Origin of the sequence: Achromobacter insuavis (genome assembly GCF_902859645.1) — a bacterium.
Lineage (GTDB): Bacteria > Pseudomonadota > Gammaproteobacteria > Burkholderiales > Burkholderiaceae_B > Achromobacter > Achromobacter insuavis.
Genome location: NZ_CADIJR010000015.1, coordinates 1 through 24,225 on the forward strand (window position 1 = coordinate 1; position 24,225 = coordinate 24,225).

Here is a 24,225-nt window from a genome sequence, read left to right on the forward strand (position 1 = left end):
CTGGGCGCCGACCGGCCGCTGCGCGTGGCGGTGCTGGGCGGCTATTTCGACCACTGGGCCGGCCCCGAGGCGCGCCGCGCAGTGCGGCTTGCCGCGCAGGCGCTCGCGGCGGCCGACACCGTCGAACTGGCCGGCGCCGAACAGGCCCGCGCCGCGGCCTTCATCATCACCTCGGCCGAAGGCGGCGCCCTGCACCGCCGCCGCCTGATCACGAACTACGACGACTACGAGCCCTACTCGCGCGACCGCCTGGTCGCCGGCAGCCTGGTGCCCGCGGCCTGGGCCCAGCAGGCCCAGCGCATCCGCCATCGCGTCTATCGCGAGGCGCTGTCGCTGTTCGAACGCTACGACGTGCTGATCGCGCCCGCCACGCCGGTGCCGGCCACGCCCATCGGCACCACCAGCCTGACGCTGGCCGGCCAGACCCTGCCGGCGCGCGCCAGCATGGGCCTGCTGACGCAGCCCATTTCATGCATCGGCCTGCCCGTGTGCGCCGCACCCGTGTGGCCCGGCATCGGCGCCGACGCGCACCTGCCGCTGGGCGTGCAATTGATCGCCGCGCCGTGGCGCGAGGCCGACTGCCTGCTGGCCGCGCAGCGGCTGGAACAGGCCGGCGTCGCCCTCGTCCGCCCCGTCTAGTCCATTCATCGAGGCCAGCCATGGACTCCGCATTCGCCGTCATCGACACGCCCCGCAGCCTGGCCGATTCCGCCTACGGCACGCTCAAGCGCGACATCCTCGATTTCCGCCTGGCGCCCGGCGACCGCTTCACCGAGACCGAGATCGCCGAGCGCCTGCGGGTCAGCCGCACCCCGGTGCGCGAGGCGCTGTTCCGGCTGGAACGCGAGGGCTACCTGGAGGTGCGCCAGCGCAACGGCTGGCTGGTCAAGCCGCTGGACTTCGACACGCTCGATCATTTCTACGAGCTGCGCAGCGTGCTGGAAATCGCGGCCGTGCAGGCCCTGTGCGCGCCCGGCCAGGTGCCGGACCCAGTGCGCGCCCTGCAGCCGCTGGTGGACCTGTGGCTGGTGGACAGCGCCCGCCAGTCGCACGACGGCGAGTGGCTGGCGGGGCTGGACGAGCGCTTCCACACGGACCTGGTGGCCGCCGCCGGCAACCCCGAGATCGCCCGCGTGCATCGCGCCGCCACCGAACGCATCCGCATCGTGCGGCGGCTCGACTTCACCCAAGCCGAACGCATCACCCGCACCTACGCGGAACACGGCGCCATCCTGCAGGCGATCCTGCGGCGCGACGCCGAACAGGCCACCGCGCTGCTGCGCGCCCACATCGGCGACAGCCAGGCCGCCGTGCGCAAGATCACGCTGCACCGGCTGTACGCCAGCCGGCGCGCGCAGGCGGCGTAGCCGGCATGGCCGCGCCCCGGCGCCCGCCCGCGTCAGCGCGGCCGCAGCCAGCGGCCCAGCCGCCGCGTCACGAACGGAATGCAGACGAACACCATCACCGGCGTCATGGTCACGCTGGTGATCAGCGCGCGCCAGAACACCGGCAGCGCGCTGAGGTGTTCGCTCACCAGCAGCGTGAACGCCAGCAGCACCGGAAAGTACGCCAGCCAGATGCTCACGGCCTGCTTCCAGCGCGGCGGCGCGCCGGTGCCGCCCTGCGGGCCGAACCAGCTGTCCATGCCGCTCACGCGGCGCGCATGGCTGGCCCGCACCAGCGCGGCGCCGCGCTCCAGCCACATGCGGCGCGGCAGCGATTGCTCCCAGCGGTTGAGGCTGGCCTCGTCAACGAAGCGCAGCACGATCTGGTACTGGTCGCCGCCCTCGGGCGGTTGCAGCACGCCCGAGCCGAGAAAACCGGGAAAGCCCGCGGCCAGGATCTCGCCCTGGCGCATCCAGGACAGGAAATCGCTGTAGCGTTCGGGCGTGATGTGCCGGGTGACCAGCATGGTGACCGGGGCGGGAACGGCGGAACTGGACATGGTGAAACTCCTGGGGCGGCGTGCAGCGTGTTATGTGGTGTAAACCCTAGCAAGCCGCGTGCCAGCCTTGCACCGCAGCATCCGCCCGTGCGCAGCGTGATGGCCGCCCGCTGTCGCCGGATTTGCGCACCGCAACACACACCATATTGGTGATTACCCTAAATAACGCACCATCGTGGTGCATTCAACCCGGAGCCCGCCGCCCGCCATGGATATCAACCTGCCCGACGTCGTCGCCGAAGTCACCGTGGCCTTCGCCCGCTATGAGGCCGCCCTGGTCGCCAACCACGTCGAGGTGCTGGACGAACTGTTCTGGAACAGCCCCCACACGCTGCGCTACGGCGCCGGCGAGAACCTCTACGGCTACGACGCCATCCGCGCCTTCCGCGCCGGGCGTTCGCCGCAGGGCCTGGCGCGGCGCGTGCTGCGCACCGCCATCACCACCTATGGCCAAGACTTCGCCACCACCAACATCGAGTTCCAGCGCGACGGCAGCGACCGCATCGGCCGCCAGAGCCAGACCTGGATGCGCACGCCGCAGGGCTGGCGCGTGGTCTCGGCGCACGTCAGCCTGATGGGCGCGTGACCATAACCTTATGGGGCCGCCGCCATTGAGCCGTCATGAGGACAGGTCTACACTGGGCCTTCCCCCGTCCCCAGGAGCACCCGCCCCATGAGCACCTACAAGATCGCTGTCTTCGTCGGCAGCCTGCGCGCCGCGTCGATCAACCTGCGCCTGGCCCGTGCGCTGGAAAAGCTGGTCCCCGCGGACTTCAAGTTCGATTACGTCAGCCTCGGCGATGTGCCGCTGTACAACCAGGACAACGAGAACAACCTGCCCGCCCCGGCCGCCAAGCTCAAGCAGCAGATCCTCGACGCCCAGGGCATCCTGTTCGTCTCGCCCGAGCACAACCGCTCGGTGCCCGCCGCCATCAAGAACGCGATCGACTGGGGCACCCGTCCGTGGGGCCAGAACTCGTGGGCCGGCAAGGCCGTCGGCATCCTCGGCGCCTCGCCCAGCGCCGCCGGCACCGCGCTCATGCAGCAGCACCTGCGCAACATCCTGGCCGCCGAAGGCGCCAATGCCCTGACCACGCCGGAAGTCTTCCTGCAGTACACCGATGGCCTGGTCGATGACCAGTACAACATCACCAACGAAGGCACGCGCAAGTTCCTCCAGGGCTGGATCGACCGCTACGTTGACTGGGTCAAGAAGTTCAATAGCTGATCGCCGCCGTTGCCGGGTCAGGGGCGCCTCCCCGCCCGGCACCGATCGCCCGTCTACCTCCGGGCGATCAAGCCCTCCGGCTCAAGCCGGAGGGCTTTTTTTACGCGCGAAGCCCGCACCATCAACACCCCGATCCCTGCGCCAACGAAAGCGCCCACCCTCCGCAAAAACAGCCGCCCGGCCGCCCGAAGGCCGGGCAGCCCCCTCGGGGGGCAGCAAGCGCGCAGCGCGCCGCGTGGGGGCCCACATATCCCCGGCAACTGTGGAGAAGCTTGAGGACAGCCATGGGGAAGCTGCAAAAAAACCCATGGCAACAAGCACTTGCGGAATGCGGTCAAAAAATGCGCAATCCACCCGATGGATGATTTTTGGCGCACTTATCCACCGTCAAAGGGCGCAAACCGACGGTTCCCGGACGGCCGGCGCCACCGCCCGGCGCGCTTGTGCATTTGTCCCAGCATTCTGTGGACAAGCATGAGGACAGAATGAGGGCAGGTCCGCTTTTCCCTTTCGCATCAATGACCTGCGAGGGGTGGTCAAGAAAGGCCCAACGCGGAGAAAAGCGGCGCCGGGTTGTCCCCGGGAAATGTGGATAAGGCTGAGGACAGCCTGCGGGCAGCCGCAAAAAACCCTTTGCCGCCAAGGCCTTGCGGGCGGCGGGCAATAAACGCCCAGGTCCGCTCCGCCGGCGCAGCCGCCGGGGCGGACCGACGCGGACCCTTCGGGACCGCCGGGTTTGTCCCCACGAAATGTGGACAAACCTCTGAACAGTCTCATGACAAGCTGAAAAAAGCCTTATCCGGCAATCACTTGGAAGGGCCGCTCAAAAAAGGAGCAAAGACCTCAGACGTCGTTGCCTTCCAGGCGCATGCCGATCTTCAGGCCGACCTGCCAATGCGCCACCTTGCCGTCCTTGATGTGGCCGCGCACCTCGGTGACCTCGAACCAATCCAGGTGCCGCAGCGTCTCCGATGCGCGCTCGATCGCCTTGCTGATGGCATCGTCGGTGGACTTGGTGGAAGAACCCACCAGCTCGATCTGCTTGTAGACGTGATTCGACATGGCTCATCTCCGTTGAGGGGGAAGCGTTGCGAATCGTCGGCCGCGCACGATGTTCCGGCGCTTACGACCGGCAATCCATTCGAACACACAGGATACCGCGTGGGGCATAGAGTGGTGTTACGAGTTCCGTCCACGCGGCCTCGGCCGCGGCCCGGAACCCGCTTTCCGCAACGCAAGCCAGGAGGTTGTCATGCCTGAACGAAAAACGCTGCAACGCGCCGAGCGCGACAGGAAGCAAGGCAAATCCGCATCCACCCAGGCGGGCGAATTCGTCCGCGAGGAAATCGAACACGTGCGCGAGGGCAAGCATGGCGTGCGCTCGACCAAACAGGCCATCGCCATCGGCCTGTCGAAGGCGCGCCGCGCCGGCGTCGATCTGGCGACACCGAAAAAGGCCAGCGCGTCCACCCGGCGCAAGGCCGAACAGGACAGCGAGGCCGCGCACGACGGCCATGCCAAATCCGCCACGCGCGCCCGCGCCACCACCCGCGCCCTCAAGCGTGAAAGCGCCAAACCGGCATCCAAATCCGCGCTGTCGCGGCATGCGTCCAAGACCGCCGCCACGCGCACGGCCGCGGATCGGTCCGCCGCCGCGAAGAAGGCCGCCGCCACCAAGGGCGCGGCGGGACGCTCGGCCGCGGCCAAGAAGGCCGCCCGCACCCGAGCAGCCAACCGCGCCGCCGCGCACCACTGAACGAGGCGGTCCGACGCGGAGTGACCTGCGCCTCAGGGCGCGGCGGCGCCCGCCTCGAACTCGCGCAGACGTGTCTGCAGGAATTCACGCAGGCGCTTGACCGCGGGCGACAGCAGCATGCGGTGCACGCACAGCAGGTACAGCGGCGAAGGCTCGCCGGTGTAGTCGGGCAAGGCCTGCACCAGCCGGCCCGCGCGCAGGTCGCTCAGCACGTCGAAGCGCGACTTGTAGGCCACGCCATGGCCGGCCAGCGCCCAGCGCCGCACCAGGTCGCCATCGTCGCCCACCCGGTCGCCCTTGACCGGCACGGTCAGCGCGCCGCCCTCGTGCTCGAAGGCCCAGCGGTCGTGCAGCGATTCGCCCAGCACGAAGCACAGGCAGTTGTGGCGCCGCAGGTCGGCCGGTGTGCGCGGCATGCCGTGGCGCGCGAAATAGGCCGGCGAGGCGCACACCACCCGGCGGTTGTGCTCGCTCAGCGGCAGCGCCACCAGGCCGGAATCGCCGGGCGTGCCGTAGCGCAGCGCGATGTCGACGGGCTGCCGGTACAGGTCCGCCAGGCGGTCGCTGATGCGCACCTGGAAGTTCACGCGCGGATGCTGCTGCTGGAAGTCGTCCAGCCACGGCAGCAGCACATGGCGCCCCAGGTCCGACGGAATCGCCACCGACAGCGTGCCGGAGATCGCCGTCTTGTCGCGCGCCAGCGCGCTCTGCCCGGCCTGCAGGCTCGACAGCGCGGCGCGCGCATACTCCAGGTAGCGCTCGCCATCGCCGGTCAGCCGCAGGCTGCGCGTCGAACGCACGAACAGGCGGGTTTCGAGCGACAGCTCCAGCCGCTTGAGCGCGGCGCTGGCCACCGCCGGCGTCAGGTCCAGCTCGCGCGCGGCGGCCGAAAAACTGCCGTGGTCCGCCGCGGCGACAAAGATGCGCAGGTCTTCAAACCGAACCATGGGCAACCCATTTTCAAAGAAATATTGAAACTGAGTCCGATGCTAGCCGGTTTTTCATCGTCCGCCACTGGGTAATGATGGCGTCATCCCCGCAACGCTTTTGGAGTCCCCCATGAAAATCGAACTCGACGGCAAGAAAGCCCTGGTCACCGGCTCGTCCGGCGGCATCGGCCTGGCCATCGCCCAGGGCCTGGCCGAGGCCGGCGCCCAGGTGGTGCTGCACGGCCGCAACGCCGACAAGCTCAAGCAGGCCGCCGACACCGTTGCGCGCCAGCATCCAGGCGCCCAGGTCCACACCGTGCAGGCCGACCTGTCCACCGCCGACGGCGCCGCCTCGATCTGCGCCGCCCATCCCGACGTCGACATCCTGGTCAACAACGCCGGCTACTTCGCGCCCAAGTCCTTCACCGAAATCACCGACGACGACTGGCGCTACATGCTCGACACCAACGTCATGAGCGGCGTGCGCCTGTCGCGCTATTACCTGCCGCGCATGCTGGCCGCCGACTGGGGCCGCATCGTCTTCATCTCCAGCGAATCGGCGCTGCACATTCCCGCCGAGATGATCCACTACGGCGTCAGCAAGACCGCGCTGCTGGGCGTCTCGCGCGGCCTGGCCGAGCTGACCGCCGGCAGCGGCGTCACCGTCAATGCCGTGCTGCCCGGCCCGACCCGCTCCGAAGGCGTGGTCGACTTCTTCGCCGAAATGGCCAGGGAACAGGGCCTGCCGCAAGAGCAGATGGAACGCGACTTCATCGCCCAGCACCGCCCCAGCTCGCTGCTGCGCCGCCTGGCGACGGTCGAGGAAGTGGCCAACATGGTCGTCTACTCCTGCTCGCGCCAGTCGTCGGCCACCAACGGCGCCGCCCTGCGCGTCGACGGCGGCGTGGTCCGCACCATCGCCTGATCCCCTTTTCCCGTCCAGAGATCCCCCATGAAAGCCATCGCCTACTTCCAGAACCTGCCCGCCACCGACCCGCAATCGCTGCAGGACATCACCGCGCCCGAGCCCGTGCCCGGCGACCACGACCTGCTGGTCGAAGTCAAAGCCATTTCCGTCAACCCGGTGGATGTGAAGATCCGCGCCAACCGCAAGCCCAAGGACGGCCAGCCCGAGATCATCGGCTGGGACGCCGCCGGCATCGTGCGCGCGGTCGGCGCCAAGACCAGCCTGTTCGCGCCCGGCGACCGCGTCTGGTACGCCGGCGCCCTGACCCGCCCCGGCGCCAATAGCGAACTGCACGTGGTCGACGAACGCATCGTCGGCCGCATGCCGCAGAGCCTGGACTTCGCCCAGGCCGCCGCGCTGCCGCTGACCACCATCACCGCCTGGGAGCTGCTGTTCGACCGCCTGCGCGTGCTCGACAACGCCGCCCCCAGCCAAGGCACGCTGCTGGTCGTCGGCGCGGCCGGCGGCGTCGGCTCGATCCTGGTGCAGCTGGCGCGCCAGCTGACCGGCCTGACCATCATCGGCACCGCCTCGCGGCCCGAGACTCAGGCCTGGGTCACCGAGCTGGGCGCGCATCACGTCATCGACCACACCCGCCCGCTGGCCGAGGAACTCAAGCGCATCGGCCATCCGCAGGTCGGCTTCATCGCCGGCCTGACCCAGACCGACCAGCACTTCGCGCAACTGGCCGAGTCCATCGCGCCGCAGGGCAAGATCGCGCTGATCGACGACCCCTCGGCCATTGACGTGCGCCTGCTCAAGGGCAAGTCGGCCTCGCTGCACTGGGAATTCATGTTCGCCCGGCCGCTGCACAACACCCCCGACCTGATCGCGCAGCACGAACTGCTGAACCAGGCCGCGCGGCTGATCGACAACGGCACCCTGCGCACCACGCTGGGCGAACACTACGGCCGCATCAACGCCGAAAACCTGCGCCGCGCCCACGCCTTCATCGAGAGCGGCAAGGCGCGCGGCAAGGTGGTGCTGGAAGGCTTCTGAGGCGCCCTCCCCGTCCCCCGAAAAAATTGGGACGGGCGTCTCGCATTACAGCGAAGAAAGAGGTAAAAACTCGACTGCGCGCCGCGGGCTGCCAGCCCGCCGCCGCGCTTTCGGGAGTTGGCTCTGATTTCTCACCTGTTCGAACAAGCGCTGGAACCGATGCTCTGGGGCATGGTGGCGGTCGCCCTGCTGATGCTGCGGCTGGTGCCGCTGCAAGGCTGGAAGGCCGTCATCGTCGCCGGCATCACCGCCGGGCTGGTGTTCGACACCATCCAGTTCCGGGTCGGCCCGCCGCGCCTGTGGGATGCCCTGGTGCTCGGCTCGATCCTGGCCGCCTTGCTGGTGGCCGCGGTGCAGGAACTGCTGGTGCTGGTGGCGCGGCGCGTGCGCGCCGCCCTGGCGCGCGCCCGGGCCGGCGCCTGACCCCTCCCCGAGCCGCCGTTACATCCTGTCGGCGCCGCTCTACGTTTCTTCACACAGCTCGATCAAATGGCGCGAAGCCTGGCGCGCCGCTGGCGCCAGAATGGCACGTGTCCGGCCGGCCGGCGGCCCGCGACGCCTCCAGGAGATCGATCCATGAAAGTAGCCAGAGCAGCCATGCTCATGTCGATGGCGGCCCTGTGCGCCGGCTGCGCCGACGGCACCGCCATTCCCACCGGCAACCGCCATGCGCCATCGCTGGCGTCGGCGGTCAGGTTCTATTCTGATCCGCCGCATGCGCCGTATGAGGTGGTCGGGCTGGTCAAGGCCGAGAGCTCGGCCGGCCTCACCGCCCAGGAATCGATGGAATACGCCATCGAGGAACTGAAGAAGCAGGCCGCCAGCCTGGGCGCCAACGGCGTGCTGCTGACCGGCAACGGCGCGCGCACCACCGGCACCGACATCACCTACAACAAGGACTCGGGCCAGATCTCCAGCAACAGCACCACGGCGCAATTCGTCGAAGGCCGCGCCATCCTCGTCAAATAGGCATGGCATCCTCCGCGGCAACGCCGCCGCGCCGCCAGCTCAGGCCGCGGGCAGCCCGGGCAACACCAGGTCGTCGACCTGATAGGTGTGGAATTCGCTGGTCGATACCGCATCGAGCTTGCGGAATTTCTCCAGGAACACCGGATCGGAAAAGAATTCGTCCACCTTGCCCGCCCCCGAGATCGCCTCGATGTTCACCACGGTCTTGCCGTCCGTGCTCTTGGCCAGGTTGCTCCACAGGAAACCCGGCTTGGTGCGCGCGACGTAATGCACCACGTCCTGGATCGCCTGGAAGGCGTCCTCCTGCCGGCCCGGATGGGCGTGGATCACATTGACGATGAATACCGTGCCATCCGGCGCGGGCTTGAAGGTGGCGGAAACGGGAAAGGCCATGTCGGCTCCTGCGGTGAAAAACAGGCAACACTATGGCCCGGCGCGACGCCGCGAAAAAGAGGCCGGCGGGCGCGAGAGTACGGACATGGCCGTCCGCAATCGCGCAGCGTCCTTGCCAGGCCTCCCGGCCCGGATCAGGCGTTCCCGTCGCGCTTGGCGCGGGCGTGCGGATCGCGGATCTCGTCTTCCAGTTGCGCGATCAGCCACGCGAACCAGCCGTTCTCGGTGCGGGCATACACCGCCGCGGCCGGCGTCTTGCCGTCGCGCCAGCCCGGCTGGTGCGCGTCCATCCAGGCCGACAGGCTCTTGTGCGGCGCCAGCAGGCCCGACAGCCACGACCAGACATAGTCGGGCACGGTCCGCCGGAAGCCCTTGGCGCTGGCGTAGATGGTCGGCTCCAGCGGCAGGCTGCCCGAACGGGCCAGCCTCGCCTGCACCCGGCGCAGCGTCTCGGCGGCCGCCTGCAATTGTTCGGTGCTGAGCTTTTTCACGTAACGACTCCTGGATTGGGTTTTGCCGGATTATCGCCGGAGCGTCCGGCCGTTGCCAGCGGCGCGCGCGCCTGCCTCAACGCCGGCCTTGGCCCGCCTCAACGCGCGCCGCGCGGCGGCCGCAGCGCCAGCAGCAGCGTCGCGCTGAAACGCTCGCCCGGCGCCAGCACCTGCAGCCCGGTGCGGGTCTCGCCCGCCGCCGCCAGATTGAAGGCATCGGCCACGTTGGTCACCGGCTCCACGCACAGGAAATCCGAGCCCGGCGCGGTGTAGACCACCAGGTGCGCGAACGCCGCATCGGCGTGCAAGGCCAGTTCGTGCCCGTCCGGCCAGTGCAGCGTGGCGCGTCCGCCCCACTGCGATAGATAGGTATCGCAGCCTTCGGCCGACTGCCCCAGCTCGCGCACGTGCGTGGTCTGGCTGGCGCCGGGCAGGCCATCGGCGTCGGTCGGCCAGATGCGCCGCGCGTGCAGCGCCACGCGCGTGGCGGTGAAATACGGATGGATGCCGCAGCCGAACGGCATCGGCGTCTCGCCCTGGTTGATCATCAGCAGCGTGAGCGACAACCCGCGCGAATCCAGCCGGTAGCGCTGCACGCATTCATACGGCCAGGGCCAGCCCAGCACGCCGGCCGGCTGCTGCAGCACCAGGTCGACCGCGTCGTCGGCCGCGTGGCGCACCTGCCAGGCCTGGTACAGGCCGCCGCCATGGATCGCCTGCGGGCGTCCCGGCAACGATTGCAGCGCATGGCGCGCCCCCTCGAAGGCGAACACGCCATCGCGCACCCGGTTCGAGTACGGCGTCAGCGGGTACGATCCGGCGCGCGGCCATTGCGCCGGCGGCCAGCCGGTCTCGGCCAGCGGCACGATCCAGTCATGCTCGCCAGTCGACAGCCGCGTCAGGCGTCCGCCCCCGCCCGGCGCGAACTCGGCGCGGTGGGAACCGTGGGCAATGGTCACGCGTTCGCTGGCGTCCAGCGTGGCGGGAAAGGGCAAATCAGGCATCGGGCGCTCCCGCGGCGCTGCAAACGGCCGCGTGGCGCCATTGTGCATGGCGCGGTCCGGCGCCAGCAAGCCGCGCGCGCCGGAGCCCGCGTCAAGCCGTGGCGGGCATCGCCGGCAGCGCTTGGGGCAGGCACCCCAGTCCGCGCAGCGTCGCCTCCACCGCCACGTCGAGCGGCGTGTGCGGCTCGGCGCCCAGCACCCCGACCAGGCGCGCGTTGTCCATGCGCAGCGGCTGGCGCCACAGGTAGCGCATCTGCATCAGTTCGCGCAGCGTCTCCGAGAACGGCGCCGCCAGCCACAGCAGTCCCCACGGAAACGCGCCCACCCGCGGCGCGGCCCCATGCCGGCGCGCGACCCGCACGATCGCCTCGGCCATCCGCGTGCCGTCCGCATCCCAATGCCCCGCCATGTGGAACGTCGCGAACGGCGCCAGCGCCTCGCGCCGCCCCAGCAGTTCGACCAGCGTCCGGCCCACGTCCGGCAGGTAGCTCCATTGATGCCCCACGCCGGGCGCCCCCGGCACGCTCACCCGCCGCAGCGGCCGTCCCGGCTTGACCAGCCCTTGCGAGAACCAGTTGTTGCCGGCGCGCGGCCCGAAGAAATCACCCGCCCGCAACACCACGGCGCGCGCGCCCTGCGCGCTGGCCACCTGCAGGCGGCGTTCGAGCTCGACCCGGATCGCGCCCTTGCGCGTCAGCGGCTGCTGCGGCGAGGTCTCGCGCAGCAACGGAAAGGCGTCCGGCCCGTAGTTGTAGATCGTGCCCGGCAGCACGATCGTCGCGCCCTGCGCGGCCGCCACCGCGATGGTGTTGTCGATCATCGGCAGCACCAGCTCGCCCCAGCGGCGATAGCCCGGCGGATTGACGGCATGCACGATCACCTCGCACCCCAGCGCCGCCCGCGCCACGTCCTGGCGGTTCATGGCGTCGCCGCGCAGCCACGTCATGCCGTCGCGCGCCGCAGTCTCGGTTTCCAGCCCGCGCGCCAGGGCGCGGATGCCCCAGCCCGCGTCACGCAGCTGGCGCGCCGCCTCGCCCCCCACGCCACCGGTGGCGCCCAGCACCAGCGCGGTGCCCGGCCGGCTCGATTCGATCGTCGTCATGGTCATCTCCCGTGAATCCATGACGCCCATTCTGGCGCTGCGGCCATACAAAATAAATTGCCGAACTCAGCCTTGCAGCTATATATTTATGCATGACCAAACCGATCGGTTGGGAACTCTACCGCAGCTTTCTCGCCGTGCTCGCCGAAGGCTCGCTGTCCGGCGCCGCGCGCGCGCTCGACATCACCCAGCCCACAGTCGGCCGCCACATCGCGGCGCTCGAACGCGCCCTGGGCCAGGTGCTGTTCACCCGCTCGCAGACCGGCCTGCTGGCCACCGACGCGGCCCGGTCGCTGCGCGGCTACGCCGAAGCCATGCACAGCCACGCCGCCGCCCTGGAACGCGCGGCCGCCGCGCAGGGCCCGGGCGTCGCCGGCACCGTGCGGGTCTCGGCCAGCGAAGTCATCGGCATCGAAGTGCTGCCCCCGGCGCTCGCGCGCCTGCGCCAGGAACACCCGCGCCTGACCATCGAGCTGGCGCCCACCAATCGCGTGCAGAACCTGCTGCTGCGCGAGGCCGACATCGCCGTGCGCATGGCCCCGCCCCGGCAGGAACAACTGATCGCGCGGTCGGTCGGCCAGGTCGAGATCGGCCTGTACGCCCGCAAGGACTACCTGCGCCGCTGCGGCACCCCCGCCACCCTGGCCGACCTGGCCAGCCACGCCCTGATCGGCTACGACACCGAGACGCCCTTTCTGCGCGGCGCCAGCAAGCGCTTTCCGATCCCCTGGGGCCGCGAACGCTTCGCCCTGCGCGCCGACAGCGACCTGGCGCAACTGGCCCTGATCCGCGCCGGCGCCGGCATCGGCGTCTGCCAGGTGGCGCTGGCCCGCCGCGACAGGCAGCTGGTGCGGGTGCTGCCGGACCAGGCCGCGTTCCAGCTGGACACCTGGATCACCATGCACGAAGACCTGCGCGCCAGCCCCCGCTGCAAGACGGTCTTCGACGCGCTGGTGGCCTGTCTGCTGGCCCATACCGGCGCGGCAGGCTAGCGTTCCCCCCAGACCCGCAACGATGCGACATTCCCGACGGGAATCGGTCCGACGTTCGGATATACTGTTCATCCATACAGTTATCCGACCGCAAGGGAACCCCGCCCCATGACCAGTCTGATCAATTCCCCGCCCAGCCGCAGCATCTGGCTCAGCGCCTTTCCGCGCCTGTCCGGCGTCAAGAACGGCGACTACCTGCCCCTGGACCGCCTGTGCGAAGCCACCGGCCTCGAAGGCGGCCAGAAGCTGCGCGAGGTCCTGGCCGCCGCCGAGCGCGAAGGCCTGCTGCTGATCGACCGCGGCGCCACGCCCGCCAGCTACCGGGCCACCTACGCGCTCGAGCGCCAGGTCACGCTGTTCGCGGCCGACTAGGGCCTGTTCAGGGAACGGCGTCCCGCCCCGGCTCCTGCGCCGAGCGAGTGCTAACGATCCCTTGCAATGCTGTTACATCTGGGGAAATAGAATTTCCCCGGAAATGCACGACACGGAGAAAAACATGCAAGAAGACACCGCCAAGCCCGAACCCACCCGCCGCCGCTGGCCCTTCGGCTACGGCCAGGAAGCGTAAGACCGGCGCCGCTGGCGCCCTTGCCGCCCCGGGGCACCGGAATTCCTCCCGTCCCCCGCCTGCCTCCCGCTCGTAGCAGACCCTGTCGAAGAACTTATGTCGGCTGCCGCGGGCCCCCCCTCCCGCGATCAGGTGCAGGCGCAACAGGCCGTACAGGCCCTTCTGCTCCTGGCCCCACGGGTCATAACGCGTGGTCAGCGGCACATTCATGTCGGGATTCCAGGCATTGCGAGACGCGTGTGGCGGCGGCGGTTCCGCTACAGCATCTCGTCCCGCGCCTTTTCCGCGCGCGAAGCGCCAATGGCGGTTGCGACTTTTTTGACTTCCTCGGGCGGCGGCAGCACCGCCGGAAAGCCCAGTGCTTCGATCCACAACTCCCGCGTCCACCCTTTCGAGTGATACAGGTGGTGGTCTTCGTCCTGTTCCACCGCGTCGTGGGCCTTCTTCAGGATCTGCGCCACCTTTCCCGTCAGCTTTTCCGCCACCAGGCCGATCAGCTCCCAATTCTGGTGATCTTTGGTTTCGGCAAGCACGACGCATTCGCCCGCCGCGATCTGCGCGGCCGCGGGATCGCTCCCGCTTTTCGCCAGCGCGATGGCCGTGACCAGCGATTCCCCGTGGTGCCGGACCACGTGGCGGCTCGGCACGTACGCCATGGCGTCCAGGCCCAATTCTTCAAAAACGGTAAGCAGGACCTGCTTGTGGGTTTTGGTTTCCTCGAGATAGCCACGCCATTCCTTGGCCAGGTCCTCGTTGCTCGCGCAGGCGATTGCCGCGGTGTAGACATTGATGCCGCCTAGTTCGGTCTCCAGGGCCTGATACAGCAAGTCATGGATCATCTCCATGTTTCCCTTCGCGTTTGCAGCCATTTGTGGCTCCTCGGTGTGATGCGTGGGCGCGCGTCCAGGAACAGGACGCGCGCGCTGTCCCGGCGTCAATCCGTCCGCTGGTTGGCGGCCGGATCGCCGACAGGCTCCTCGGGCTCGAGGTCCTCCAGGTCCTGCTGCGCGTCTTCGTCCGCGTCGGGCGCGAGCGGCGTCGTGCCGGGTTGCTGTCCCGGCGGCTGGGTCGAATCGGACCGCGGGTCCTTGGGGGGCCGGTTGGTCTCCGGCAACGTGGATTGCGATTGCGATTGCGTCATGGCATCACCTTTAGACGGCCACCTGGCCGCCTCCCCTTACCGCAAGTGCCGCTCCCAAAACAGCGCCCGATCCAGGCACCGCGCGGCCTCCGCCCCGCGGCGGCGCGGCCGCGCCGGCAAGCAGCCTGCGGGGGGTGGCGGCGCACGGGTGCGCCTGGTATGGCCACACTATTGCGGCGCCCGCGCACGCGCCGCATACTGGTTCAACCAAAACCTTCCGGAGTCGCCATGCGAGAAGACCTGCGCAAACTCGGCGCCGACGCCGCCCGCCAGGGGCTCGGTCTGCTTGATTGCCCCTATTTCCGGGCAGGGGCCATGCCGGCACACACCGGTGAATCCATCTCAGAATGGTCGCGATGCGTCCAGGCCTGGGAAATGGGCTGGCGCGAAGCCACCGCCCAACGCCTGGCTCGCTGCGATCGCGCGGCAATGCTGGGCGCGCTGACACACAACCACTGACGTTCCGCCTGCATCCGTCGCGCCGATGGCGCCGACGCGACGGATGCCCCTTTGCCGCCCGCGCCATCGGCCCGCCGAAACCGTCCGGTCGTTCCCCGCCGGGCGCCCCGCCCCCGCCCCGGCCCGATACAATCACGGGCATGAATTCCGCAACACAGACCACCGCCGCCGAGGCCCACGCCGGCCATACCCCCATGATGCAGCAATACCTCCGCCTGAAGGCGGAGGCCGGCCCCTTGCTGCTGTTCTACCGCATGGGCGACTTCTATGAAATGTTCTATGAAGACGCGGAACGCGGCGCGCGGCTGCTCAACCTGACGCTGACCAAGCGCGGCTCGTCCAACGGCACGCCGATCCCGATGGCCGGGCTGCCGGTGCACGCGATGGAGCAGTACCTGGCGCGGCTGGTGGCGATGGGCGAGTCCGTCGCCATCTGCGAACAGATCGGCGATCCCGCGGCCTCCAAGGGCCCGGTCGAACGCCGCATCGTGCGCATCGTCACGCCCGGCACGCTGACCGACGACGCGCTGCTGCCGGCCAAGGCCGACCGCGCGCTGGCCGCCGTGTTCGTGTCCGGCAATGCGCGCGCGCCGCGCGCCGGGCTGGCCTGGCTGAACCTGGCCAGCGGCGACTTCCGCGTCACCGAATGCGCGCCGGCGCAGCTCGAATCCGAACTGCATCGCGTCGCGCCGGCCGAGATCGTCTGCGCCGACAGCGCCGAATTCGACTTCCCGTTCGAAGGCGCCCGTTCGCGCGTGCCGGACTGGCACTTCGAAAGCGACGGCGCCCGCGCGCACCTGCTGGCGCATTTCAAGACCGACACGCTGGCCGGCTTCGACATCGAAGACATGCCGGCCGGCATCTGCGCCGCCGGCGCGCTGCTGCGCTACGCCGCCCGCACCCAGTCGCAGGCGCTGGCGCACGTGCAGAGCCTGTCGGCCGAGCGTCCCGGCCAGTTCGTGCTGCTCGATCCCGTCACGCGCCGCAACCTCGAACTGACGCAGACGCTGTCGGGCGAGGATTCGCCCACGCTGTTCTCGCTGCTGGACGGCTGCCGCACGCCGATGGGCAGCCGCCTGCTGCGCCGCTGGCTGCACCATCCGCTGCGCGAGAACGAACAGGCCCACGCCCGCCAGCAGGCCATCTCGACGTTGCTGGCCGGCCGCATGGACGTCGAACAGACCTTCGGCTCCGCGGGCCTGCTGGAAACGCTGCGCGGCGCGCTCAACGCCTTCCCCGACATCGAACGCATCGCCGCGCGGCTGGCGCTGCGCTCGGTGCGTCCGCGCGAACTGGCCAGCCTGCGCGACGCGCTGGCCGCCCTGCCCGCGCTGCGCGACCTGGTCGCGCCGATGGCCGCCTCGCCGCGCCTGAACGACCTGATCTCGCACCTGTCGGTGGACCCGGCGCTGGCGGCCCTGCTGGTGCGCGCCATCGCCGCCGAGCCGGCCGTGGCGATCCGCGACGGCGGCGTGCTGGCCGCCGGCTTTGACGCCGAACTCGACGAACTGCGCGGCCTGGCCGCCGACGGCGGCGACTTCCTGGTGCAGCTGGAAGCGCGCGAACGCGAGCGCACGGGTATCAGCAACCTGCGCGTCGAATTCAACCGCGTGCACGGTTTCTACATCGAGGTCACCAAGGGCCAGACCGCCAAGGTGCCCGAAGACTACCGCCGCCGCCAGACGCTCAAGAACGCCGAACGCTACATCACCCCGGAACTCAAGACCTGGGAAGACAAGGTGCTGTCGGCGCAGGACCGCTCGCTGGCGCGCGAGAAGTGGCTGTTCGAGCAGTTGCTGGACGTGCTGGCCGAACACGTGCGCCCGCTGTCCGACTGCGCCGGCGCGCTGGCCGAACTCGACACGCTGGCGGCGTTGGCCGAACACGCGCGGCGCCACGACTGGATCGCCCCCGAACTGTCCGAGCAGGCCGACATCGATATCGACGCCGGCCGCCACCCGGTGGTCGAGCAGGCCATCGAACGCTTCACGCCCAACGGCTGCCGCCTCGATCCGGCGCGCCGCATGCTGCTCATCACCGGCCCCAACATGGGCGGTAAATCGACCTACATGCGGCAGGTGGCCTTGATCGTGCTGCTGGCGCGCATCGGCAGCTTCGTGCCGGCGGCGCGCGCCCGCATCGGCCGCATCGACCGCATCTTCACCCGCATCGGCGCCGCCGACGACCTGGCGGGCGGACGCTCGACCTTCATGATGGAGATGACCGAGGCCGCCGCCATTCTCGCGGCCAGCACGCCCAACAGCCTGGTGCTGATGGACGAGATCGGCCGCGGCACCTCCACCTACGACGGCCTGGCGCTGGCCTGGGCCATCGCCTGCCGCCTGCTGGCGCACAACCGCGCCCTGACGCTGTTCGCCACCCACTACTTCGAACTGACGCGCCTGCCGGCCGAGCAGCCCGCCTCGGCCAACGTGCACCTGGCCGCGGCTGAATCCGCCGGCGGCATCGTGTTCCTGCACGAAGTGCGCGAAGGCCCGGCCAGCCGCAGCTACGGGATCCAGGTGGCGCAGCGCGCCGGCGTGCCCGCCGCCGTCATCCGCCAGGCCACCCGCGAACTCGAACGGCTCGAAGCGCAAGGCGCGCCCACGCCGCAGCTGGGCCTGTTCTCGGCCGCGGCCGACGCCGACGCGCAGGCCTACGCCGCAGCCGATCGCGCCGACGCCATCGAGGCGCTGGACACGCTGCGCGAGGAACTCGCCGGCATCGACCCCGACAGCCTGACCCCGCGCGAAGCGCTGGACGCCCTCTACCGCCTGAAAAAGCACCTGCAATGAACCTCGACCATCCCCTGCCGCTGTTGGGCGACCAGAGCCCCAACGACTTCATGCGCCGCTACTGGCAGAAGAAGCCGCTGCTGATCCGCCAGGCCATCCCGAACTTCAAGCCGCCGGTGACCATCGCCGCGATCAAGAAGCTGGCGCGCCGCGACGACGTCGAATCACGCCTGATCTGGCGCGAGAACGGCGAATGGCAGATGGAGAACGGCCCCTTCGCCCGCCTGCCCAAGGACAACGAAGGCGACTGGACCCTGCTGGTGCAAAGCGTCGACCTGCACAGCGACGCCGCGGCCGAGCTGATGCAGCAGTTCCGCTTCATCCCCGACGCGCGCCTGGACGACGTGATGATCAGCATCGCCAGCCACGGCGGCGGCGTCGGCCCGCACTTCGACAGCTACGACGTGTTCCTGCTGCAGGCCGCCGGCGAGCGCGAATGGCGCTACGGCCGCCAGAAGGACCTGTCGCTCGAGCCCGGCCTGCCGCTCAAGATCCTCAGCCACTTCCAGCCCGAGGAACAGGCCGTGCTGGCGCCGGGCGACATGCTCTACCTGCCGCCACAGGCCGCGCACGACGGCATCGCCGCGGGCGACGGCTGCATGACCATCTCCATCGGTTTCCGCGCCCCCACGCAGGCCACGCTGGCGCGCGGCCTGCTCGAAGCCGCCGCCGACCAGGTGATGGCGCGCGTCGGCCTGCTGGGCGGCCCCTATGGCGAACCGGCGCTGCCCGGCCCCAAGCTGTCGGCCGTCTACCGCGACCCCGCGCAGGCCGCCGTGGCCACGCCGGCGCAGGTGCCGGACGCGCTGGTCGAGGCCACGCTGGAGACGGTCAGCAAGCTGCGTTTCGACGACGCGCTGGCCTCGCGCTTCCTGGGCTGCTGGCTGACCGAGCCCAGCAACCTCAGCGTGTTCGACGGCCCTGAAGGCCTGGACGTGGACCTGGAAGAGGACTGGCCCGCCCACGGCAAGCTGGTACTGGACCGCCGCAGCCGCATGCTCTATCGCGGCAAGCAGCTCTTCATCAACGGCGAGACCGCCATGACGCCGGCCTCGCCCGCCCTGTGTAAGCTGGCCGACGCGCGCAGCCTGGACTGCGCCGATCCCGCCTGCGCGCGCCTGTCCGATGAGGCGCGCTCATGCCTGGCCGACTGGCTCGACTCCGGCTGGATCCATTACGTCACCTCGTAGTATCCCGACACCTGCGCGTATCCAACTTGCACAGAACGCAATGAGGTCTATGCGCAGGGTCACATAAAGCAAGACATCACACCGCGCGGAAAGGTTTGTTGCCGTTGGGATGCGACCTTTTTAATTTCCACACTCGCATCGCTGACGGGTTCCTGTAGCCTGGGTTCTGGTTTCCCCTGAAGGGGTTTCAAGAGTCGTCATCTACAGGAGTCCAAAAATGATGAGCAAAACCTTGATTATTGCGTCGGTGCTGGCCGTCTCGCTCAGCGCCTGCAACAAGAAGGAAGATGCCCCGGCGCCCGCGAACAACCCCACGCCGGGCGCCAGCACGCCCGCGCCTTCGAGCACGCCGCCGGCCACCTCGCCGGCGCCCGCGCCCACCCCTGGCACCACGCCCGGCGGCGGTTCCACCACCCCCGGCGGTTCGACCACGCCCGCGTCCTGATCGTATCGTCATCAGCGAATCCCCCCGCCGCTGATCACGAAAAAAGCCCTGGCCTCGCGCCAGGGCTTTTTGTTTGCGCGCGTGCCGGCGCAAAAAGAAAAAGGCCCCGTGGGGGCCTTTTCGTACTGTCGCGAAGCGCCGGGAGGCGCCTCGCGGCGGACACCTTACATCTTGTCCTTCAGCACGCTCAGCAGGCGCTGGGCGGTGGCGCTGTTGTCGCGCTCGCCCTTGGCGTCGAGCACCGTCACCGTGGTCTGCTCGCCGCTGGCGGTCAGGTGGATGCGGTACTGCGGCGCCTCGGCCTTCTTGTCGCCCGAGAACATGCGGCTGAAGAAGCCCGGCTGGTCGATCTTCTCGCCGGTGTCGGTGTCGACGTAGCGCACGAAGTAGTCGCCGGCCGAACGATCGCGATCGTCCACCGAGAAGCCGCCGCCGTCCAGCGCCACGCCGACACGGCGCCAGGCGCGGTCGAACGATTCGCTGACGATCAGGGCGGCGCCCTGTGCACGGACATCCTGCTGCACCGCGGGCTTCTGCGGCGCGGCTTCCGCCTGCTGCACCAGCTTGCGGGCGTTGTCGACGTCGGTGCCCAGATAGACCATCATGCGCGCCAGCATGGCGGCGTTCAGGCCCGGATCTTCCTTGCCGTTCTGCCACTGCACTTGCGAGCCGTCGCCGCCGACGCGCTTTTCGAGCATCTGGCGGTGGCTGACGTAGATTTCGGTGTGGCCGTTGACGCGTTCGACGCGGGTGCGGAATTTCTCGCGCTCACCGCTGTCCCAGGCCGATTCCAACACCGCGCCCAGGGCCTGGCGCAGCCAGCTTTCCGGGATCTTGGCGCGGTTTTCCGCCCAGTCGGTTTCGATCAGGCCGGCGCCGGGGTTGTTGCTGGCGACCGTGAAGCCGTTTTCGGTCCAGAAGTCGACCAGGCGCGGGAACACGTCCTCGGGCGCGCGGTCGACCACCAGCCAGCGCAGGTCGCCGTCGCGTTCGACGCGCATGTCCTGGCGGCCGGGCAGCACGTTGCTGGCCTTGGGCGCGGTGGCCTGGGCCTGGCCCTGCTGCTGGAATTGCGAATAGGTGGTCGAGCCCGACGCCGGCGCGCGGTAGCGCGGATCGCTGGCGGCCTGGGTCAGGTCGGGCGGAATGCTCAACGGCTCGCCACGTTGCGTGACGGCGCTCTTGTAATTGACGGATTCTTCATTGCCCAGGAATTGGTTGACCTCGCTGCAGCCGGCCAACAACACCAGAGACATCAATGCCGACAAACCGGCATGACGCTTGTTCATACGTATCCTCACGATATTTAGAGCAGGCCCGTTTCCTGGAGCACGCGACGCACCGTTTCGTGGTGCTGCGCGCCCAGTTCCACCAGCGGCAACCGGTAGCCCAGTGCGGTGCGGCCCATTTCGGCCAGCGCCCACTTGACGGGAATAGGATTGGCTTCAACGAACAAAGCCTTGTTCAGACGGGCCAGGTGCGCATTAAGTTCACGCACCTTCGGCACGTTGCCCGCCAGGGCGGCGGCACACAAGTCGCGCATCAGCTTGGGCGCGACGTTGGCGGTCACGGAGATGTTGCCGCGCGCGCCCAGCAGGATCAGGGCGGCCGCGGTGGGATCATCGCCGCTGAAGACCTGGAAGCTGGCCGGCGCTTCGCGCAGCAGCAGGCCGCCGCGCGCGATGTCGCCGGTGGCGTCCTTGATACCGATGATGCCCGGCACCTGCGCCAGGCGCAGCACCGTTTCGTTGCTCATGTCGGCCACGGTGCGGCCCGGCACGTTGTACAGGATGGTCGGCAGCTCGACGGCTTCCGCGATGGTGCGGAAGTGGCGATACAGGCCTTCCTGCGACGGCTTGTTGTAGTACGGCACCACCGACAGGCCAGCCTGCGCGCCCACCGCCTTGGCGTGGCGCGTGAGGTGGATGGCTTCGTCGGTGGAGTTGGCGCCCACGCCGGCGATGACCGGAATGCGGCCGGCGGCATGCTCGACCGCCACGCGGATCAGCTCCGCATGCTCTTCCATGGAGACCGTCGGCGATTCCCCGGTGGTGCCCACCACCACCAGTGCATCGGTTCCTTCCTGGATATGCCAGTCGATCAACGACCGGTAGGCAGCGTAGTCAAGGCTGCCATCGGGCTGCATCGGGGTGACGAGGGCCACCATGCTGCCCTGGAAATTAACGCCTGCGGCGGTTGCAGGGGATGCCATAAATGAGGGGCTCCAAAGCCCGGTGGCGGGATGCCTCAGGGCCAGAATCAGTGAAACCGCTGAGTTTAACGGATATTGGCCAAAATCCTACAGAAACCACTGAACGATTGCCGTTCCCAACGCCAATACCGGACGCATCAATATCCAGAGTACGTCGGTCACCAGCAGCACCACCACGATCACCAGGCCATACGGCTCGATTTTCGAGTATTGCCAGGCCAGGCGGTTGGGCAGCAGGCTGAAGAGGATGCGTCCCCCGTCCAGCGGCGGAATCGGCAGCAGGTTCAGCGCCATCAGCACCAGGTTGACCTGCACGCCGGCCATCGCCATTTCGAACCAGAAACTCTCCTGCATGCCGGTTTCGAGAAACAGGCGCAGGGAAAACACCCACAGGATCGCCATCAGCAGGTTGGCGGCGGGACCGGCCAGCGCCACCCACAGCATGTCCTTCTTGGGGCGGCGCAGCCGGCCGAAATCGACCGGCACCGGCTTGGCCCAGCCGAACAGCATGCCGGGGCTGCCCAGCAGCTTGGACATCAACAGGATCACCGCCGGCACCAGCAGGGTGCCGACCGGGTCGATGTGGCGCGCCGGGTTCAGGCTGATGCGGCCCGCCTGGTACGCCGTCGGATCGCCGAACATGCGCGCGACATAGCCGTGCGCGGCCTCGTGCAGGGTGATGGCGAAGATAACCGGTATCGCGTAGACCGCGATCGTCTGGATGATGTCATTCATGGCGAAGCGGATTGTAGAGGAGCCGCGTGACGAACAGTGCGGCTAAATGAGGAGCGGCGCCATTGCGGCCGTCGCGGCGGCCGCAATGGCGCCGCCGCGTGAACGGGCGCTCAGCCGCGTCAGGCCAGGCCCAGCGTGGCGGGATCGCCGCGCCCCACCCGCACCACGACAGGGTCGTCGCCGGTCAGGTCGATCACGGTGGTCGGCGAATGCGGGCAGGCGCCCGCGTCGATGATGGCCGCCAGCTCATGGTCGTAGCGCTCGCGGATGGCCTCGGCATCGTTCAGCGCGTCGGTCTCATCCTTCGGGATCAGCGTGGTCGACAGCAGCGGCGCGCCCATCTGTTCGAGCAGCCCCAGCATCACGGCATGGTCCGGCACGCGGATGCCGATGGTCTTGCGCGACGGATGCGACACGCGCCGCGGCACTTCCTTGGTGGCCTCCAGGATGAAAGTCCACGGCCCCGGCGTGGCGGCCTTGAGCAGGCGGTACTGGCGGTTGTCGACGCGCGCGAAGTGGCCGATCTCGGCCAGGTCGCGGCACAGCAGCGTGAGATGGTGGCGATCGTCCAGGCCGCGCAGTCGGCGCAGGCCGTCGGCGGCGTTCTTGTCGTCCAGGCGCGCGACCACCGCGTAGCTGGAATCGGTGGGCACCGCCACCAGGCCCCCGTCGTTCAGCCATTGGGCGGCCTGCTTGAGCAGGCGCGGTTGGGGATTCGCGGGGTGGATATCTAAATGAAGGGCCATGGGATTATCCTAACACTCTTGAAGGCCGCATCGTCAACCGCGGCCGACGCAACACATGGCGGCGCCAGCCGCCCGGAGACACAGTATGCGCCTGGACGATTCCCGCGAAAGCGACAACGTGGAAGACCGCCGCGCCAGCGGTCCGCGCATCGGCGGCCGAGGCACCATCGGCATCGGCACCATCGTGCTGGCCCTGGTGGCCATGTATTTCGGCGTCGACCCCAGCGTGGTGCTGCAGATGGCCGAGGGCCCCGCCACGCAGCAACAGCAGGCTCCCGCCAGCCGCCCGCCCGCCAACGACCCGCAGGCGCGCTTCGTCTCCAAGGTGCTGGGCGAGACCGAGGACACCTGGAGCGCCATCTTCCAGAAAGACCTGAACCGCCCGTACGTGCCGCCCAAGCTGGTGCTGTTCCGCGGCGCCACGCCCACCGCCTGCGGCACCGGCCAGGCGGCGATGGGGCCGTTCTACTGTCCCGGCGACAGCAAGGTCTACATCGACCTGGCGTTCTTCGACGAACTGCAGAACCGCTTCAAGGCCCCCGGCGATTTCGCCCAGGCCTACGTCATCGCGCACGAGGTCGGCCACCACGTCCAGCACCTGCTGGGCATCTCCGATCAGGTCGACAACCTGCGCCGGCGCAACCCGTCGCAGGCCAACGCGCTGTCGGTGCGCATGGAACTGCAGGCCGACTGCTTCGCCGGCCTGTGGGCGCAGCGCGCCAACGCCGCCCGCAACATCCTCGAAAGCGGCGACGTCGAGGAAGCGCTGGCCGCCGCCACCGCCATCGGCGACGACCGGCTGCAGAAGCAGAGCCAGGGCTACGTGGTGCCCGACGCCTTCACCCACGGCTCGTCGGCGCAGCGCGTGCGCTGGTTCAAGCGCGGCCTGGACAGCGGCGATCTCAAGCAATGCGATACTTTCGCCGCCAGCTCGCTGTAGGACGCTGGCCGCGACGCGATGACCGCTGTATATCCATACAGCCAAAAGCCGAGACCGTCTTCATCTTGTAAGATTACGCCCCCGCGCACTCCCGCTGCGCGGGCCAGAGCTCCCCAGCGAGGGGGCTTTTCCCGTTGGCCGGCCCGACGGGAAAAGCGTGCTCCCGCCCCGCGCGCCCTGCCGCGGCGACAGGGGTGGCACGGCGCATTTCCAGTTACT

At 69.0% G+C, this 24,225-nt stretch carries 29 protein-coding genes; 16 read left to right on the forward strand and 13 right to left on the reverse strand.

Going from position 1 to position 24,225, the window contains the following annotated elements:
- Both H0523_RS10645 and H0523_RS10650 read left to right on the forward strand, forming a co-directional pair.
- Positions 1-639 (forward strand): amidase family protein (locus H0523_RS10645; protein ID WP_257225091.1); only part of this gene is annotated, 639 nt, incomplete at its 5' end.
- Between the two features lie 20 nt (positions 640-659).
- Positions 660-1,367, forward strand: a complete 708-nt coding sequence (locus tag H0523_RS10650; RefSeq protein ID WP_054431534.1) for a GntR family transcriptional regulator — start codon at positions 660-662, stop codon at positions 1,365-1,367.
- A gap of 32 nt (positions 1,368-1,399) precedes the next feature.
- On the opposite strand, the gene H0523_RS10655 is transcribed toward H0523_RS10650, so the two are convergent.
- Entirely contained in the window at positions 1,400-1,945 is a 546-nt protein-coding gene (locus H0523_RS10655; protein WP_054431535.1) for an antibiotic biosynthesis monooxygenase, read from the reverse strand.
- A 208-nt stretch (positions 1,946-2,153) separates the two neighbouring features.
- On the opposite strand from H0523_RS10655, the gene hpxZ reads away from it, so the two are divergent.
- Positions 2,154-2,531, forward strand: a complete 378-nt coding sequence (gene hpxZ, locus H0523_RS10660) for an oxalurate catabolism protein HpxZ (protein ID WP_054431536.1) — start codon at positions 2,154-2,156, stop codon at positions 2,529-2,531.
- 87 nt (positions 2,532-2,618) lie between these two features.
- The gene (locus tag H0523_RS10665; protein ID WP_054431537.1) at positions 2,619-3,173 is read left to right on the forward strand and encodes an NADPH-dependent FMN reductase; all 555 of its coding nucleotides are present in this window, start codon (positions 2,619-2,621) and stop codon (positions 3,171-3,173) included.
- Positions 3,174-4,016: 843 nt separating this feature from the next.
- Here the strand turns inward: H0523_RS10665 and H0523_RS10670 are convergent.
- A complete protein-coding gene (locus H0523_RS10670; RefSeq protein ID WP_054431538.1) occupies positions 4,017-4,235 on the reverse strand; it encodes a dodecin in 219 nt (72 codons plus the stop codon).
- A 190-nt stretch (positions 4,236-4,425) separates the two neighbouring features.
- On the opposite strand from H0523_RS10670, the gene H0523_RS10675 reads away from it, so the two are divergent.
- On the forward strand, positions 4,426-4,929 hold the full coding sequence (locus H0523_RS10675; protein ID WP_054431539.1) for a DUF6496 domain-containing protein: 504 nt from the start codon (positions 4,426-4,428) through the stop codon (positions 4,927-4,929).
- Between the two features lie 32 nt (positions 4,930-4,961).
- On the opposite strand, the gene H0523_RS10680 is transcribed toward H0523_RS10675, so the two are convergent.
- Positions 4,962-5,876 (reverse strand): LysR family transcriptional regulator, encoded by a 915-nt coding sequence (locus H0523_RS10680; protein WP_054431540.1) that lies wholly within the window; start codon positions 5,874-5,876, stop codon positions 4,962-4,964.
- Between the two features lie 112 nt (positions 5,877-5,988).
- On the opposite strand from H0523_RS10680, the gene H0523_RS10685 reads away from it, so the two are divergent.
- From H0523_RS10685 to H0523_RS10700, 4 genes are all read left to right on the forward strand, one after another.
- A complete protein-coding gene (locus H0523_RS10685; RefSeq protein ID WP_054431541.1) occupies positions 5,989-6,783 on the forward strand; it encodes an SDR family NAD(P)-dependent oxidoreductase in 795 nt (264 codons plus the stop codon).
- A gap of 27 nt (positions 6,784-6,810) precedes the next feature.
- A complete protein-coding gene (locus H0523_RS10690) occupies positions 6,811-7,824 on the forward strand; it encodes a zinc-binding alcohol dehydrogenase family protein (protein ID WP_054431542.1) in 1,014 nt (337 codons plus the stop codon).
- Between the two features lie 117 nt (positions 7,825-7,941).
- Positions 7,942-8,247: a hypothetical protein gene (locus H0523_RS10695; RefSeq protein ID WP_231689775.1), complete on the forward strand. Its 306-nt coding sequence runs from the start codon at positions 7,942-7,944 to the stop codon at positions 8,245-8,247.
- A gap of 153 nt (positions 8,248-8,400) precedes the next feature.
- A complete protein-coding gene (locus H0523_RS10700; protein WP_156333167.1) occupies positions 8,401-8,793 on the forward strand; it encodes a DUF4156 domain-containing protein in 393 nt (130 codons plus the stop codon).
- A 39-nt stretch (positions 8,794-8,832) separates the two neighbouring features.
- Here H0523_RS10700 and H0523_RS10705 read toward each other — a convergent pair whose 3' ends face one another.
- The 4 genes from H0523_RS10705 to H0523_RS10720 form a co-directional block, all read right to left on the reverse strand.
- A complete protein-coding gene (locus H0523_RS10705; RefSeq protein ID WP_054431545.1) occupies positions 8,833-9,186 on the reverse strand; it encodes an antibiotic biosynthesis monooxygenase in 354 nt (117 codons plus the stop codon).
- A gap of 134 nt (positions 9,187-9,320) precedes the next feature.
- Entirely contained in the window at positions 9,321-9,677 is a 357-nt protein-coding gene (locus H0523_RS10710) for a hypothetical protein (protein ID WP_054431546.1), read from the reverse strand.
- 98 nt (positions 9,678-9,775) lie between these two features.
- On the reverse strand, positions 9,776-10,681 hold the full coding sequence (locus tag H0523_RS10715) for an aldose epimerase family protein (protein WP_054431722.1): 906 nt from the start codon (positions 10,679-10,681) through the stop codon (positions 9,776-9,778).
- 91 nt (positions 10,682-10,772) lie between these two features.
- Entirely contained in the window at positions 10,773-11,783 is a 1,011-nt protein-coding gene (locus H0523_RS10720; RefSeq protein WP_054431723.1) for an NAD-dependent epimerase/dehydratase family protein, read from the reverse strand.
- A 92-nt stretch (positions 11,784-11,875) separates the two neighbouring features.
- Between H0523_RS10720 and H0523_RS10725 the strand changes: the two genes are divergently transcribed.
- Entirely contained in the window at positions 11,876-12,775 is a 900-nt protein-coding gene (locus H0523_RS10725; RefSeq protein ID WP_054431547.1) for a LysR family transcriptional regulator, read from the forward strand.
- A 108-nt stretch (positions 12,776-12,883) separates the two neighbouring features.
- A complete protein-coding gene (locus tag H0523_RS10730) occupies positions 12,884-13,147 on the forward strand; it encodes a hypothetical protein (protein ID WP_006390414.1) in 264 nt (87 codons plus the stop codon).
- Between the two features lie 453 nt (positions 13,148-13,600).
- Here the strand turns inward: H0523_RS10730 and H0523_RS10735 are convergent, their stop codons facing one another.
- Both H0523_RS10735 and H0523_RS10740 read right to left on the reverse strand, forming a co-directional pair.
- Entirely contained in the window at positions 13,601-14,212 is a 612-nt protein-coding gene (locus H0523_RS10735; RefSeq protein ID WP_054431548.1) for a hypothetical protein, read from the reverse strand.
- 65 nt (positions 14,213-14,277) lie between these two features.
- Entirely contained in the window at positions 14,278-14,484 is a 207-nt protein-coding gene (locus H0523_RS10740; RefSeq protein ID WP_054460502.1) for a hypothetical protein, read from the reverse strand.
- A gap of 228 nt (positions 14,485-14,712) precedes the next feature.
- Between H0523_RS10740 and H0523_RS10745 the strand changes: the two genes are divergently transcribed.
- From H0523_RS10745 to H0523_RS10760, 4 genes are all read left to right on the forward strand, one after another.
- Positions 14,713-14,943: a CrpP-related protein gene (locus H0523_RS10745; protein WP_156333165.1), complete on the forward strand. Its 231-nt coding sequence runs from the start codon at positions 14,713-14,715 to the stop codon at positions 14,941-14,943.
- Between the two features lie 140 nt (positions 14,944-15,083).
- A complete protein-coding gene (gene mutS / locus H0523_RS10750; protein ID WP_054431550.1) occupies positions 15,084-17,738 on the forward strand; it encodes a DNA mismatch repair protein MutS in 2,655 nt (884 codons plus the stop codon).
- Positions 17,735-18,928, forward strand: coding sequence for a ribosomal protein uL16 3-hydroxylase (locus H0523_RS10755; RefSeq protein ID WP_054431551.1), 1,194 nt, complete (start codon positions 17,735-17,737; stop codon positions 18,926-18,928). The genes mutS and H0523_RS10755 overlap by 4 nt, the downstream gene beginning before the upstream one ends.
- Positions 18,929-19,145: 217 nt before the next feature.
- Complete coding sequence (locus H0523_RS10760) at positions 19,146-19,373, forward strand: hypothetical protein (RefSeq protein WP_006386500.1); 228 nt, start codon at positions 19,146-19,148, stop codon at positions 19,371-19,373.
- Between the two features lie 164 nt (positions 19,374-19,537).
- On the opposite strand, the gene bamC is transcribed toward H0523_RS10760, so the two are convergent.
- From bamC to H0523_RS10780, 4 genes are all read right to left on the reverse strand, one after another.
- Positions 19,538-20,662, reverse strand: coding sequence for an NlpB/DapX family lipoprotein (gene bamC, locus H0523_RS10765; protein WP_054431553.1), 1,125 nt, complete (start codon positions 20,660-20,662; stop codon positions 19,538-19,540).
- 17 nt (positions 20,663-20,679) lie between these two features.
- Complete coding sequence (gene dapA / locus H0523_RS10770; RefSeq protein WP_054431554.1) at positions 20,680-21,585, reverse strand: 4-hydroxy-tetrahydrodipicolinate synthase; 906 nt, start codon at positions 21,583-21,585, stop codon at positions 20,680-20,682.
- 87 nt (positions 21,586-21,672) lie between these two features.
- Positions 21,673-22,320, reverse strand: a complete 648-nt coding sequence (locus tag H0523_RS10775) for a site-2 protease family protein (protein WP_006390425.1) — start codon at positions 22,318-22,320, stop codon at positions 21,673-21,675.
- A 119-nt stretch (positions 22,321-22,439) separates the two neighbouring features.
- The gene (locus tag H0523_RS10780) at positions 22,440-23,066 is read right to left on the reverse strand and encodes an L-threonylcarbamoyladenylate synthase (protein WP_006390426.1); all 627 of its coding nucleotides are present in this window, start codon (positions 23,064-23,066) and stop codon (positions 22,440-22,442) included.
- A gap of 85 nt (positions 23,067-23,151) precedes the next feature.
- Between H0523_RS10780 and ypfJ the strand changes: the two genes are divergently transcribed.
- A complete protein-coding gene (gene ypfJ / locus H0523_RS10785; protein ID WP_054431555.1) occupies positions 23,152-24,006 on the forward strand; it encodes a KPN_02809 family neutral zinc metallopeptidase in 855 nt (284 codons plus the stop codon).
- The last annotated feature ends 219 nt before the right edge of the window (positions 24,007-24,225 follow it).

Coding starts and splice junctions, on each gene's coding strand:
- mutS (WP_054431550.1), top strand. CDS start 15,084: ATGAATTCCGCAACACAGACCACCGCCGCCGAGGCCCACGCCGGCCAT.
- H0523_RS10675 (WP_054431539.1), top strand. CDS start 4,426: ATGCCTGAACGAAAAACGCTGCAACGCGCCGAGCGCGACAGGAAGCAA.
- H0523_RS10760 (WP_006386500.1), top strand. CDS start 19,146: ATGATGAGCAAAACCTTGATTATTGCGTCGGTGCTGGCCGTCTCGCTC.
- H0523_RS10700 (WP_156333167.1), top strand. CDS start 8,401: ATGAAAGTAGCCAGAGCAGCCATGCTCATGTCGATGGCGGCCCTGTGC.
- H0523_RS10720 (WP_054431723.1), bottom strand. CDS start 11,783: ATGACGACGATCGAATCGAGCCGGCCGGGCACCGCGCTGGTGCTGGGC.
- H0523_RS10780 (WP_006390426.1), bottom strand. CDS start 23,066: ATGGCCCTTCATTTAGATATCCACCCCGCGAATCCCCAACCGCGCCTG.
- H0523_RS10725 (WP_054431547.1), top strand. CDS start 11,876: ATGACCAAACCGATCGGTTGGGAACTCTACCGCAGCTTTCTCGCCGTG.
- H0523_RS10665 (WP_054431537.1), top strand. CDS start 2,619: ATGAGCACCTACAAGATCGCTGTCTTCGTCGGCAGCCTGCGCGCCGCG.
- H0523_RS10730 (WP_006390414.1), top strand. CDS start 12,884: ATGACCAGTCTGATCAATTCCCCGCCCAGCCGCAGCATCTGGCTCAGC.
- H0523_RS10705 (WP_054431545.1), bottom strand. CDS start 9,186: ATGGCCTTTCCCGTTTCCGCCACCTTCAAGCCCGCGCCGGATGGCACG.
- ypfJ (WP_054431555.1), top strand. CDS start 23,152: ATGCGCCTGGACGATTCCCGCGAAAGCGACAACGTGGAAGACCGCCGC.
- H0523_RS10690 (WP_054431542.1), top strand. CDS start 6,811: ATGAAAGCCATCGCCTACTTCCAGAACCTGCCCGCCACCGACCCGCAA.
- H0523_RS10680 (WP_054431540.1), bottom strand. CDS start 5,876: ATGGTTCGGTTTGAAGACCTGCGCATCTTTGTCGCCGCGGCGGACCAC.
- hpxZ (WP_054431536.1), top strand. CDS start 2,154: ATGGATATCAACCTGCCCGACGTCGTCGCCGAAGTCACCGTGGCCTTC.
- H0523_RS10685 (WP_054431541.1), top strand. CDS start 5,989: ATGAAAATCGAACTCGACGGCAAGAAAGCCCTGGTCACCGGCTCGTCC.
- H0523_RS10755 (WP_054431551.1), top strand. CDS start 17,735: ATGAACCTCGACCATCCCCTGCCGCTGTTGGGCGACCAGAGCCCCAAC.
- H0523_RS10775 (WP_006390425.1), bottom strand. CDS start 22,320: ATGAATGACATCATCCAGACGATCGCGGTCTACGCGATACCGGTTATC.
- H0523_RS10650 (WP_054431534.1), top strand. CDS start 660: ATGGACTCCGCATTCGCCGTCATCGACACGCCCCGCAGCCTGGCCGAT.
- H0523_RS10670 (WP_054431538.1), bottom strand. CDS start 4,235: ATGTCGAATCACGTCTACAAGCAGATCGAGCTGGTGGGTTCTTCCACC.
- H0523_RS10745 (WP_156333165.1), top strand. CDS start 14,713: ATGCGAGAAGACCTGCGCAAACTCGGCGCCGACGCCGCCCGCCAGGGG.
- H0523_RS10740 (WP_054460502.1), bottom strand. CDS start 14,484: ATGACGCAATCGCAATCGCAATCCACGTTGCCGGAGACCAACCGGCCC.
- bamC (WP_054431553.1), bottom strand. CDS start 20,662: ATGAACAAGCGTCATGCCGGTTTGTCGGCATTGATGTCTCTGGTGTTG.
- H0523_RS10735 (WP_054431548.1), bottom strand. CDS start 14,212: ATGGCTGCAAACGCGAAGGGAAACATGGAGATGATCCATGACTTGCTG.
- H0523_RS10715 (WP_054431722.1), bottom strand. CDS start 10,681: ATGCCTGATTTGCCCTTTCCCGCCACGCTGGACGCCAGCGAACGCGTG.
- dapA (WP_054431554.1), bottom strand. CDS start 21,585: ATGGCATCCCCTGCAACCGCCGCAGGCGTTAATTTCCAGGGCAGCATG.
- H0523_RS10655 (WP_054431535.1), bottom strand. CDS start 1,945: ATGTCCAGTTCCGCCGTTCCCGCCCCGGTCACCATGCTGGTCACCCGG.